This window comes from Microbacterium sp. NPDC019599 (assembly GCF_040632175.1).
Classification (GTDB): Bacteria; Actinomycetota; Actinomycetes; order Actinomycetales; family Microbacteriaceae; genus Microbacterium.
Map to the genome: position 1 here is coordinate 402,850 of NZ_JBEYBL010000003.1, position 13,936 is coordinate 416,785.

Below are 13,936 nucleotides of genomic sequence, written 5' to 3' on the forward strand. Positions count from 1 at the left end.
TCCGTCACTACACGTAAGGACACCCCGTGGCACAAGAAGTGCTCACCGACCTCACCAAGGTCCGCAACATCGGCATCATGGCGCACATCGATGCCGGCAAGACGACGACGACCGAGCGCATCCTCTTCTACACGGGCGTCAACCACAAGATCGGCGAGACGCACGACGGCGCTGCGACCACCGACTGGATGGAGCAGGAGCAGGAGCGCGGCATCACGATCACGTCGGCCGCCGTCACGTGCTTCTGGGACAAGAACCAGATCAACATCATCGACACGCCCGGCCACGTCGACTTCACGGTCGAGGTCGAGCGCTCGCTCCGCGTGCTCGACGGCGCGGTCGCCGTCTTCGACGGCAAGGAGGGCGTCGAGCCCCAGTCCGAGACGGTGTGGCGCCAGGCCGACAAGTACGACGTGCCCCGCATCTGCTTCGTCAACAAGATGGACAAGCTGGGCGCCGACTTCTACTTCACGGTCGACACGATCGTCAACCGACTGAAGGCCAAGCCGCTCGTGCTGCAGCTCCCGATCGGTGTCGAGAACGACTTCATCGGCGTCATCGACCTCGTCGAGATGCGCGCGCTGGTCTGGCCCGGCGACGCCAAGGGCGACGTGACGATGGGTGCCAAGTACGAGATCCAGGAGATCCCGGCCGACCTCGCCGACAAGGCCGCCGAGTACCGCCAGCACCTGCTCGAGACGGTCGCCGAGACCGACGAGCACCTGCTCGAGAAGTACTTCGGCGGTGAGGAGCTCACGGTCGCCGAGATCAAGGGCGCGATCCGCAAGCTCACGATCAACTCCGAGATCTACCCCGTCCTGTGCGGCTCGGCGTTCAAGAACCGCGGTGTGCAGCCCATGCTCGACGCGGTCGTGGACTACCTCCCGACTCCTCTGGACGTGCCCGCCATCGAGGCGCACGACCCGAAGGACGAAGAGAGGATCATCGAGCGTCACGCCGACCGCAACGAGCCCTTCGCGGCGCTCGCGTTCAAGATCGTGTCGCACCCCTTCTTCGGCCGCCTGACCTACATCCGCGTGTACTCGGGTCACCTCGACTCGGGCGCGCAGGTCGTCAACGCGACCAAGGGCAAGAAGGAGCGCATCGGGAAGATCTTCCAGATGCACGCCAACAAGGAGAACCCGGTCGACTCGGTCACCGCGGGCCACATCTACGCCGTCATCGGCCTGAAGGACACGACGACCGGTGACACGCTGTCGGACGCGGCCAACCAGGTCGTCCTCGAGTCGATGACGTTCCCCGAGCCCGTCATCGAGGTCGCCATCGAGCCCAAGACGAAGGCCGACCAGGAGAAGCTGGGTGTCGCCATCCAGAAGCTCGCCGAAGAGGACCCGACGTTCCGCGTCGAGCAGAACGCCGAGACCGGCCAGACCGTCATCAAGGGCATGGGCGAGCTGCACCTCGACATCCTCGTGGACCGCATGAAGCGCGAGTTCAAGGTCGAGGCCAACGTCGGAAAGCCCCAGGTCGCGTACCGCGAGACGATCAAGAAGACCGTGGAGCGCCACGACTACACGCACAAGAAGCAGACCGGTGGGTCGGGCCAGTTCGCGAAGATCCAGTTCGCGCTCGAGCCCCTCGAGGTCACGGCCGACAAGACGTACGAGTTCGAGAACAAGGTCACCGGTGGCCGCATCCCGCGCGAGTACATCGAGCCGACCAACCAGGGCTTCCAGGACGCCATGAACGTCGGCGTGCTCGCCGGCTACCCCATGGTGGGCGTGAAGGCCATCCTCATGGACGGCGCGTCGCACGACGTCGACTCGTCCGAGATGGCGTTCAAGATCGCCGGCTCGATGGGCTTCAAGGAGGCCGTCCGCAAGGCGAACCCCGTCATCCTCGAGCCGCTCATGGCCGTCGAGGTGCGTACTCCCGAGGAGTACATGGGCGACGTCATCGGCGACCTCAACAGCCGTCGCGGCCAGATCCAGTCGATGGAGGACGCTGCCGGCGTCAAGGTCGTGCGTGCGCTCGTGCCGCTCTCCGAGATGTTCGGCTACATCGGCGACCTGCGTTCGAAGACCTCGGGCCGCGCCGTCTACTCGATGGAGTTCGACAGCTACGCCGAGGTTCCTCGCAACGTGGCCGACGAGATCGTCCAGAAGAACAAGGGCGAGTAATCGCCTCGGGATGCTGCGGCCTAGCGCCGATGCCGGCGCCGGTCGCAGCATCCGCCCTTCACATAACTTCACAGATTCAACCGAAACCCCTCTACTAAGCTAGAGACATCCCCGTAGAGAACCGGTCGCAAACCAGTGCCCGGAATCTCTACACGACCGTCCTGAGGAGGACCAAGTGGCTAAGGCCAAGTTCGAGCGGACCAAGCCGCACGTGAACATCGGAACGATCGGTCACGTCGACCACGGCAAGACCACGCTCACCGCCGCGATCTCGAAGGTGCTCGCCGACAAGTACCCGTCGGCCACCAACGTGCAGCGCGACTTCGCGTCGATCGACTCCGCTCCCGAGGAGCGCCAGCGCGGCATCACGATCAACATCTCGCACGTCGAGTACGAGACGCCGAAGCGCCACTACGCGCACGTCGACGCCCCGGGTCACGCCGACTACATCAAGAACATGATCACCGGTGCCGCTCAGATGGACGGCGCGATCCTCGTGGTCGCCGCCACCGACGGCCCGATGGCTCAGACGCGTGAGCACGTGCTGCTCGCCAAGCAGGTCGGCGTCCCCTACCTGCTCGTCGCGCTCAACAAGTCGGACATGGTCGACGACGAGGAGATCCTGGAGCTCGTCGAGCTCGAGGTCCGCGAGCTGCTCTCGTCGCAGGACTTCGACGGCGACAACGCCCCCGTCGTCCGCGTCTCGGGCCTGAAGGCGCTCGAGGGCGACGCCGAGTGGACCGAGAAGATCGTCGAGCTCATGGATGCTGTCGACGAGTCGATCCCGGACCCGGTGCGCGACAAGGACAAGCCGTTCCTCATGCCCATCGAGGACGTCTTCACGATCACCGGTCGTGGCACGGTCGTCACGGGCCGCGCCGAGCGTGGCACGCTCGCGATCAACTCGGAGGTCGAGATCGTCGGCCTGCGACCGACGCAGAAGACGATCGTCACGGGTATCGAGATGTTCCACAAGCAGCTCGACGAGGCCTGGGCCGGCGAGAACTGCGGTCTGCTCCTGCGCGGCACCAAGCGTGACGACGTCGAGCGCGGCCAGGTCGTCGTGAAGCCCGGTTCGGTCACCCCGCACACCAACTTCGAGGGCACGGCGTACATCCTGTCCAAGGAGGAGGGCGGCCGTCACAACCCGTTCTTCACGAACTACCGTCCGCAGTTCTACTTCCGCACCACCGACGTCACCGGCGTCATCACGCTGCCCGAGGGTACCGAGATGGTCATGCCCGGCGACACCACCGACATGACGGTCGAGCTCATCCAGCCGATCGCCATGGAGGAGGGCCTCGGCTACGCGATCCGTGAGGGTGGCCGCACCGTCGGCGCCGGCACGGTCACGAAGATCATCAAGTAAGTCCTTCCCGGACACTTGCGGAGGGCCGCACCCGATCGGGTGCGGCCCTCTCGTCGTGCATGCCGCGGTGTCGTTGACGGATGCTGTCGCCTCGGTCAGCATGGTCGCCAGAGCGTCACAGCGGCGCTGAAGGAGTGCAGATGGGCATCGACGACCTCATCAACCAGGGCAAGCAGCTCTTCGAGGACAACAAGGACAAGATCGACGACGCCTTGAACTCGGAACAGGCCGAGCAGGTGAGCGACCAGGTGTTCGACAGCGCCGCGGATCTCGCCAAGAAGATCGCGCCCGACCAGTTCGACCCGGCGGTCGACGACCTCCGCGACAAGGCGGACGGCGCGATCGGAACCGAGCCGTAGGACGGCACAGCAGGCCCGGGCGGGGGACCGCCCGGGCCTTTCTCGCGCCTGGGGTTCAGCATCGGGTGCCGCGGCTCCGACGAGCCGCGGCCGGAGTCGGGGGTTGACCCCCGCGTCTCGCGGGCTATACGTTCGCATCGGGGAGAGGGGACTTCGCATCATCGGCCGGGGGGCTGAGGGCGATGCGGGCTCGCTTCTTCTCGGGGTTTCCATTCGGGGGAGCCTCGGGCGGGGTCTCGTTCGCGAGGCCCGAGGGCGACAGGGCTAACAATGATGTCTGGTTTTCTGGGCGGGCAGAATTCGGGGCGCACCGGCGTGCGCCGTTCCATGCGGGAGGAGCGGGAGCGGCAGCGTCAGCTGACACTGCGGCACCGGTGGTACGCGGGCGGGATCGCCACGCTGCTGTCGGCTGCGCTCATGTTCAGCGGCGTCGGATTGGCCGCCGCTGAGGAGATCACTCCGACTCCCTCGCCCGAAGAGACCTCGGCGACCGAGACCCCTGCGGAGGAGGCGACGCCTCCCGCGGAAGAGCCCGCAGAGCCCGCCGACCCGGCCGTGCCGACGGAGGAGCCGACCGAGCCCTCCGACGGCGCGACCGACCCGGCCGAGCCCACCGACGAGCCGACCGACCCCGTGGTTCCGACGGATGAGCCCACGGCCCCCGCGGACGACAAGACCGCCGCGCCCACCGACAAGTCGGCAGCGGAGGAGGACGCCGGCATCGGCATCCTGCTCGTCCCCGATCCGACCGCGAACACCGCCGTCATCACGGTGAAGGTGGGGTCGGACCGCACCGGCGTCACGGGCGTCACGCCGCTGGCCGGGCGAGTGCTCGTGCTCAACACCGGCACGACCGCCCCGAGCGGCAACCGGCCCGACGGTGTCGCGGGCGTCGACCCCGGGTGGGCCCTGTGCATCTCGGACGCGGACGGCGACTGCTCGTTCGTGGTCCCCAACACTCAGGCCGGCGGCGCCAACCGCGATGCCCGGTACTGGGTCGTGGCCGCGACGGGGGCTCCGGCTCCCACCGGCTACTACACGAACCCGACGCTGCGCACCGGTGACGCCTTCGGCAATGTCAACAACGCGACTGCGTACACGTTCCGGACCGGCACGCAGCTGCGCGCCAACACCACGTACTCGTCGCAGAACGCCAACGACTTCATGCTGTCTTCGGGCGCGGTCCCGACGGCCTCGGGCGGCATCTGGCAGCAGTCCCGCAACAACCCGGGGCTCGACCCGTCCTGTGGACTGGATGTCGCGCTGATCCTCGACCTCTCGGGCTCCGTCGCGCCCTCTCTTGCCGACCTCAAGGCATCGGCGGACACGTTCGTCGACGCCCTCCAGGGGACGCCCTCGCGCATGGCGCTGTTCTCCTTCGCAGACATCAGCCCGGCCGCCGGCTCGACGGCGAACTTCCCGAACCTCACCTCGGTCTCGACGCCCGCGCAGGCGACCGCCTTCAAGACGCTCTACGCCGGCTGGACCGCCGGCGGCGGCACGAACTGGGACCGGGGCCTCGGCACCGCGGCCGCGGCCAACAGCCCGGCGAACAGCTTCGACCTCGCCGTCATCATCACCGACGGCAACCCCACGCGGTACAACGAGCCTCCGCAGGGGAACAGCTCGGACAACCGCTTCCGGGAGACGGAGAACGGCATCTTCTCCGCCAACTCGCTGAAGGCAGGACCCGGAGGCGCCGCCCCCACGCGCGTCATCGCCTTCGGTGTCGGCGCGGGCGCGACGGGTGCGACGAACGGACTCAACCTGCGGGCCATCTCGGGTCCGACGGCCTACAACGGCAGCAACGGCTCGGTCGCGGACTTCTTCCAGACGAGCGACTACCCTGCCGTCGGCGCGGCGCTGCGCGCGCTCGCCCTCGGCAACTGCGAGGGCACCCTGACGGTCACGAAGCAGGTCATCCCGAACACGACGCCCGTCGGCCAGACGACGGGAGCCGTGGCCGCGGGCGCCGGCTGGCAGTTCACGGGGACGGTCAACACCGCCGGAGTCACGACCCCCGCCGCCGCCCAGACCACGATCGCGGACGGCACCGGCACGGTGACCTACCCGCTGACCTTCACGGGCGGCACGACGAGCGCCTCCGTCACCGTCATCGAGACGCAGCAGGACGGATTCACGCTGCAGCCGGTCAACGGCCACAACGCCGTCTGCGTGAACCTCAACACGAACGCGGTGGTGACGCCGACGGCCGATCCCGCATTGGGCTTCACGGTCGACGTGCCCAGTTCACAGGCTGTCAACTGCACGATCTTCAACCGCGCTCCCGCACCCGCGGCCGACATCACGGTCACGAAGAACTGGGTCGTCAACGGCGTGGAGTACGACAACGGCGCACAGCCCGGCGGGTTGAGCGCTCAGCTCCAGCTGACGGGGCCCGACGGCGCCGGGGCCACCGACCAGGGCTGGGGCGTCGTGCGCACCGGCTACTCGGTCGGCGACTCGACGACGCTGACGGAAGACGTGACGCTGATCGACCCGGACCTGTGTATGAACGACCCGGTGGTCACCGAAATCAACGGAGCGTCTGCGAACATTCCGCTCGCCGGCGGCTACGACTTCGATCTGACCCAGGTCAACAACACTGCGACGATCACGAACACGGTCACCTGCAGCAGCGAGCTGACTCTGATCAAGCAGGTCGAGGGAGGCGACGCCTCGCCCGCGAGCTGGACGCTCAACGCCTCATTCCTGGCGAGTGCCGAGGTTCCGACAGCACTTCCGGGCTTCTCCGGTGCCGCCGGAAGCGCGGCCGTGACCTCTCAGACCGTCACCCCCAACGCGCGCTACCAGCTGTTCGAGAGCGGCGGCGATGCGACCTACCGGCAGACGGACAACCGCACTGCGCTGCAGTCCAACCCGCTTTCGACAGGATCCGCGACGTGTATCCGCGTCGATGAGAACGGCGACCCGTTCCCCGGCAGCGGCTTCTCGGACGGCATCAACGGCGGTGTCAACGTGCCGCTCGGCTTCCGCGTGGCCTGCACCTTCGTGAACCAGACGGCTGACCTCACGCTCCTCAAGCGCGTCGTGAACGACAACGGCGGCGGCGCCGTTCCGAGCGCATGGGACCTCACGGGCACGCCGGATGACTTCGCCGGTCTGAGCGCGACGACCGTCGACGGCTCCGAGAACGCGCTTCCCGGAAGCACCTTCGCCGTCCGGCCGGACCACGTCTACACCCTCACCGAGTCCGATGTGACCGGCTACCAGTTCTCGAAGCTCGAGCACCTGGTGAACGGCGTGTGGGAGGACGTCGTGGCCAACCCGAACCCGCTGGGGTACCCGCGGCAGAACGGGGACGGCGACTGGCTGATCACGGTCGACCCGCTCGACAACCACGTCTACCGGTTCGTCAACGACGACGTCGCTCCGCTCCTCACGCTCGTCAAGACCGTGACGAACGACAACGGCGGCACGGCTCAGCCGAGCGCGTGGACGCTCACCGCGACCACTCCGGGTGGCCCCGATCTCAGCGGCCAGACAGGCACGGCCGATGTGACGGACCAGGCGGTGCAGGCAGGCGTCGTCTACACGATCGGCGAGACGGGCGGCCCGGCCGCCTATGCGCTGGACTCCCTCGTCTGCACGGGCTACCCGAACACGACGACGGGCAGCCCCACGCTGACGCTCGCCCCCGGCGATGACGTCACGTGCACGCTGAACAACAACGACATCCTCGTGCCCGTGACGGTCGCCAAGAGCGACGGCACCGTCGAGCAGCTCGCCGACGGCACGTGGCGGATCGAGTACGAGGTCGTCGTCACCAACGGCAGCCCGACGCTCGCGACGACTTACTCGCTGACCGACACCCCGGAGTTCGACTCGAGCTTCTCTGTCGTCAGCGAGGGCTGGGAAGGCGCGCCGGATGTCACGGACATCCCGATCGAGGGCGGCGGCAGCGACACCTACACCTACGTCGTGATCGCCGAGGTTGTGGATCCGCCGGTGGATCCGACTGCCGTCGTGTGCTCGCCGACCGACGGCGGCGGCTTCTTCAACCGCGCGACGGTGACGTTCCCCGGCGGCACGAACAGTGACACGGGATGTGCCGTCCCCGGCTCGCCGACGGTCCAGAAGACCGCCCAGGCGGCGGTGCAGAACACCACGACGGGCGCCTGGACGCTGTCCTACCTCGTCGCCGTCTCCAACACGACGACGATTCCGCTCGCGTACACGCTCAGCGACACCGCGGCGGCGCTGCCCGCCGGTGTGACGGGCGGCTCGTGGGCGGCATCCGACCCGACGACGGGCGGCCAGGGCTCGTTCGTGAGGAACGGTGCGTGGGCAGGCACGGGACAGCTCGCGACGGGGACCCTCCCCGCCGGAGCGGTGCACGTGTACACGATCACGCGGACCGTCACGGTCGCCGCGACTGTGACCGATGCGCTGCTCACGTGCGGCCAGGCACCGGGTCAGGGCGGAGGCGTGTGGAACACGGCATCCGTCACGAACGGGATCACCGTCGTCGACTCGTCCGACTGCGTCGACATCGACCGGCCCGACGTGACGATCACCAAGACGGTGACCGGAACCACGCAGCTGGTGGACGGGCAGTGGGAGATCACCTACGACGTCGTGGTCACCAACTCGTCGGCGTCCCTCGCCGCCGTCTACAGCCTGGAGGACACAGTCGACTTCGGCGGCGACATCACCCTCGACGGCGCCTCGTGGGCCGGACCGACGGGCGGCGGTGCCTTCGCGCCCGACGGCACGGCCGTTCTCGCGACCGATCGGGTGCTGGCGCCTGACGGCATCGAGACCTACACGGTGACGGCGCTGGCGACCGTCGATGCTGCGGCGTGGGACGGTGACACGCTCACGTGCGTCGACGGCGAGACGCCGACGGCCGGCGGGTTCCTCAACGTCGCGACCGTGACGGTCAACGGCATCGAGATCCCCGCCGACGACTGCTCCGAGCCGGCGCTGCCGACGATCGTGAAGGTCGGCATCTCGGCGGTGCAGGATGCTGTCGACCCCGCCATGTGGCTCGTCTCGTACGACGTGACGGTGACATCCGGCGGGTATGACACGTTCTACTCGCTCTCCGACACGCCGGACTTCGCTTCGGGGATCACGCTCGGAGACGGAACGGCTCAGCGCACCGACGTCGCCGGACCCGTGCTGCCGATCGCACCGGGCACCGACTTCGTGACCGGAGTCGCTCTGCCCGCCGGTGCGACGCACGTGTACCGCGTGACGTGGCTCGTCGAGGTGACCGACGCGTTCGAGGTGGATGCCGCCGAGTGCACGGGAGAGCCGGGCAGCGGCTTCTTCAACACGGCGACGCTGCTGGTCGGCGACATCCCGATCGACGACACGGACTGCATCCCGGTCGCCGATCGCGTGTACCCGACGATCACCAAGACCGTCACGGCGACCGATCAGGATCCCGCCTCGGGTGACTGGACGATCACGTACGACATCGTCGTGAACCTCGCGCCGGTCGGTCCGAGCAACCCCGACGGGCTGTCGGCGAAGTACGACCTCTCCGACACGCTGGACTTCGGCGGGGACATCACCGTCAACGAGGCCAGCTGGTCCGGTGAATCGTCCGGCCCGTTCGAGCCTGTGACCGACCCTGCGACCCTCGCCTCGGGCAAGGCCATCGCGGCCGGTGCGACGCACACCTACACGGTGACCGCGGTCGCCTCGGTGGGAGAGGCGGCTATCGAGAACGGGACGACCGCGTGCGAGCCGGGCGACGGCGAGACGGGCGGGTTCCTGAACACCGCACTGCTGACCTCTGGTGGGCAGGAGACGCCCGTCGAAGCCTGCTCGGAGCCGGTGTTCCCGACGATCGCCAAGTCGGCGGACGGGATCGCCGACCAGGGTGCAGACGGCGACTGGACGCTGAGCTACGAGATCAGAGTCACGTACCCGGCGGGCACGCCTGATCCTCAGCCGAGCCTCGGCTACGTCCTGACCGACGAGCCGCAGCTGCCGGACGGCGTCGAGCTGCAGGGTGAGTGGACGGCCACCGCGACCGGTGACGCTCCGACGCCCGACAACCCGACCTTCGACGGCGATGGCACGTGGACGATCGTCACGGCCGGGTTCGACCCGGCCGAGGACGGAATCCTCGAGCACGTCTACACGATCACAGCGGTCGTGAGCGTCACCGGGCCTCCCGTGGAGCCGCTCGCGGAGTGCGAAGACACCGGGGAGACCGGGATCGTCGTCGTCAACGGCGCGACCGTCACCTCCGGCGGCTATACGGCCGATGATGACGCGTGCCAGGTGGTCCACTACGACGACGTCGGTGTCGTGAAGACGTCCGAACTTCCCGACGGCGAGACGTCGGTCGAGCCGGGCGATCAGTTCGACTACGTCATCACCGTGACGAACAACGGCACGGGCCCCGCCTACGACGTCATCGTCCTGGACGACTCGCTGAGCGAGGCGCCTTACGTCGACCGTGTGCAGCTCGTCGGAACCATCGGCGTCGAGCCGGGCGGTCTGGCCTTCACCGACAACTCCGACCTCGCCGGCAACGTGATCAACCTCACGATCGACGAGCTCGCCGTCGGCGAGTCGGCGACGATCACGGTGACGGCGGAGTTCCTTCCGGCCGAGGCCGAGGAGGGCGGGCAGGTCGAGCCTGGCGAGACCCCGCCGGTGCCGGAGATCCCGCCGCTCGACTCGATCGACAACCTCGTCTGCGTGGCGGCCCGGTTCGACGGCAACCCCGACAACAACTGCGACGACGATTCGGTCCCGACGCGCGACATGGCAGCCGTGGTCTACACGACGTGCCAGAGCGACGTGGCCGTGCTCGGCTGGGTCGTGGCGAAGTCGGCCCTGCTCGCGTCCGAGCCGGGAACGCTGACGTGGCAGCCGAACCCGCCGAGCCCGACGAGCGATCCTTCCGTCGTGGTCATCGACGAGGCGGCTGAGGGCCCTGTCGGTCCGTTGTGGACAGGTCTGGCCGCATGGCCGGGTGCCGCGTTCACTCCGAGCGGTGTCGCGGTCGACTACCCCGGATGGCGGCCGATCGAGCTGACGGACATCGTGCCGGGCTCCAGCCCGCTGAACTACTTCATCCCGGGAACCAACACCGAGATGACGGCGGAGCAGCGATCGATGTTCGTATACAACGGGCTCATCGCGGACCTGACCGAGGCCGACGCCGCCTGGCGGTTCGCGGGAGATCTGGAGACGAGCGCGAACACGACGGTGACGATCTCGGTGAACCCCGAGGTGACCGCCGAGGTCTCCTATCCGCCTGCGACTCCCGAGTGCTTCCAGGCGCGCCACACCGAGCTTCAGATCGAGAAGACGGCGAGCGTGGAGAAGACCGACCCGGGCAAGTCCTTCACGTACAGCCTCGCGGTGGCCAACGTGAGCGACGACTCCGCGGCGGAGGGCGTGATCGTCACGGACGCGATTCCGGCCGATCTGAGGATCACGGATGTGTCGTGGCCCGGTGAGGGCGACCCCGCGGCGTTCCCGAACTGGGAGAGCTGCGAGGTGACAGGTCAGAACTCGGCAGGGTACGGCGGAACGCTGACCTGCGAGCTGTTCGGCCCGCTCCAGGCTGTCGACGTCCCCGACGGAGTCTCGAGCGCACCGACGATCACCCTCGCGGCGACCGTCAACCCGTCGTCCACGGCGAGCTCCATCACGAACGTCGGCGTGGTCGACTACCACACGTTCGGTGATCCGGATGACCCGGGTCGCGACTCCGACGACGCGACGGTGCTGCTCGGCGCACTGCCTGTGACAGGCGGCCCCGCGGTGACAGGCCTCGTGATCCTCGGACTGATCGCGGTTCTCGGCGGCGCACTCACGCTGCTCGTGATCCGGCGACGGAGGGGTCAGGTGAACACAGAGTCGTAGCCAGCACTCCGACGGCCGCGCAGTCCTCGACGGGATTGCGCGGCCGTCGGCGTTCGGGAACCCCTCCGCGCCTCGGCCGTGCGGAGGGGTTCTCGGCGTTTCGGTAACGGTTTCGGCATGCTGAAGGTGTCGATTCGTGTCGTGTCGGATCTTCCCGTTAGTGTTTCCCACACGGGTCTCGTACCCGTGAGTCCGTCGCCACCCGAGCGACGGGTCTGGGGCTTTGTGCGGATCTGGGTCCGCACGCGGTGACCCCGCGTCACCGGTCATCGTGGTGCGCGCCCGTGCACCACTGGGAAGTGACGGCGCACCCTTGTGCGCCGCTGGGAGACGGCGCTCTCTGCGCCGAGTTTGGGGAACGCTGTGCCGACCGTGCGCAAGCGAATTTTCACGGCCCTCGCGAGTGTGGCGGCGGCAGCCGCGCTCGTCGTGGCACCGCTCGTGGCCACGAGCGCCTCGGCGACCGAGCCGGTGATCGGGACCGTCGGGACCATCGAGCCCGCCACCGCGAAGGGCAACGGGACCGACTACTGGGAGGCCCGGTACGACGCGTTCGACGTCGAGTGCTTCAAGGACTCTTCCGACTACGGGATCGTGACCGATGGAAGCAAGACGGTGACTCTGTCGGAGCCGCCGGCCGGCAAGGTCTGGGTCGTCCTGGTCGTCAAGGCCGCGACGAGCAACAACGTCGTCGAGGACCCCGCCGCGGGCACGCCGTACGCATCGCCCCTGACGAAGCCCGGCGGTCCTCAGGCCGACGTCTCGCATTGGATCGTATGCGCCGGCGACGCACCCGAGACTCCGCCGACGATCGTCACGCCGACGCTCGAATGGACGCTGCCCGACTGCTACACGGCGGGCGTCGTGACCAAGAGCGATGACGTCGACTGGTCGTCCGTCTACGACGAGGTGACCAAGCTGACGACGTGGACGGCGACCCCGCGCACCGGTGCCGCCTTCGCCGAGACCTTCGTCCCGGTGTGGGTCGTGCCCAACCTCGAGAAGCTCACCGGGGCGTGCGACGAGTCCGAGCAGCCGGACCCGAAGGTGACCGAGAAGGTCGACACCGAGTTCGACTGCGAGAGCGGGACCGCGCTGGTGACCACCACCACGACCACCATCTCGTACCGCTGGGAGGAGTCGCTGGGCGACTGGGTCGAGGAGGACCCGATCGAGACCGTCGAGTCGGAACGTCGCGCCATGACCGACGGCGAGAAGGCGGCCACCTGCCCGCCCGACACCACTGTCGAGTACGGCGAGTGGGCGGACGGCGTGTGGGTCTGCGGTGACACGACGGTCACCCAGACGCGCGAGATCACGACGACGGTGTTCGAGGTCGATGAGCAGGGGCTGCCGACGGGCAAGTCCTCCGTCGCCATCGAGACCCGCACGCGCGACCTCACGAACGCCGAGATCGGCACGTGCCCGCTGCTTCCCGGCGGCATCCAGTCGCAGTGCGTGAGCGACGTGCCCTACCTCAGCTACGCCGTGACCCTCCCCGAGGGCTTCGTGCCGGCCACCGACCCCGCCACCGTGACCATCACGTTCGTCAACCCGGACGGCGAGGACTACGTGGTCGAGAACCAGCCTCTTCAGGGCACGCTCCTGTGGCCCGGCGCCTCGGCGGACGAGCCGAAGATGTGGCCGGGATGGGCGCTGGTCGACGGTGAGTACGTCGAGACGGACGGCAACTTCCGCTGGACCCGCGAGGGCGTGACGGTCGTGTTCGAGGTCAACCCGACGTACCAGACGACGGTGGAGTACCCCCAGGCGACCGCCCTCTGCGCGAGCCCGTCGCTGTTCTCGACGGACGACCCGTCCGACCCGTCCGACCCCGGCAGCCTCGCGGTGACCGGTGGCGTGCTCTCGGTGGGCGCGCTCGGACTGGGCGCCCTCGCCCTCGCCGCGGGCGTCGCGATCACGGTCATCAGCGCGAAGCGCCGCGCCAAGGCCTGACGACTGCAGTCCTGAGGGGCGGTCGCGCGTGAGCGCGGCCGCCCCTTCGGCATCCCGTCCCTGTGAAGGCGCCTTGCAAGCGCGTCCGCGACACGCCCGGGTTTGCGACACGCCCGGGCGACCCGTAGAATAGTCAGGTTCCACATTCCTGCGCCCCTTTTGGCGTGCGCAGGATCACTGCCAGGGCAGTGCATAGGCGGCGCGAAGAGCGCAGGGACCTAGGCCGCGGGCAGCAGAACAGCAAATCCGAC

General features: G+C 68.2%; 5 protein-coding genes. All 5 read left to right on the forward strand.

The annotated features are described in order from the left end of the window. The first annotated feature begins 26 nt into the window (after positions 1–26). The 5 genes from fusA (at position 27) to ABZ477_RS08495 (ending at position 13,685) form a co-directional block, all read left to right on the forward strand. Positions 27–2,141, forward strand: a complete 2,115-nt coding sequence (gene fusA / locus ABZ477_RS08475) for an elongation factor G (RefSeq protein ID WP_360130841.1) — start codon at positions 27–29, stop codon at positions 2,139–2,141. 175 nt (positions 2,142–2,316) lie between these two features. Then, a complete protein-coding gene (gene tuf, locus ABZ477_RS08480; protein ID WP_360130844.1) occupies positions 2,317–3,510 on the forward strand; it encodes an elongation factor Tu in 1,194 nt (397 codons plus the stop codon). A gap of 140 nt (positions 3,511–3,650) precedes the next feature. Further along, the gene (locus ABZ477_RS08485; protein ID WP_360130847.1) at positions 3,651–3,869 is read left to right on the forward strand and encodes a hypothetical protein; all 219 of its coding nucleotides are present in this window, start codon (positions 3,651–3,653) and stop codon (positions 3,867–3,869) included. 315 nt (positions 3,870–4,184) lie between these two features. Then, a complete protein-coding gene (locus tag ABZ477_RS08490) occupies positions 4,185–11,729 on the forward strand; it encodes a hypothetical protein (RefSeq protein WP_360130850.1) in 7,545 nt (2,514 codons plus the stop codon). 372 nt (positions 11,730–12,101) lie between these two features. After that, positions 12,102–13,685: a hypothetical protein gene (locus ABZ477_RS08495; protein ID WP_360130853.1), complete on the forward strand. Its 1,584-nt coding sequence runs from the start codon at positions 12,102–12,104 to the stop codon at positions 13,683–13,685. Positions 13,686–13,936: the final 251 nt, after the last annotated feature.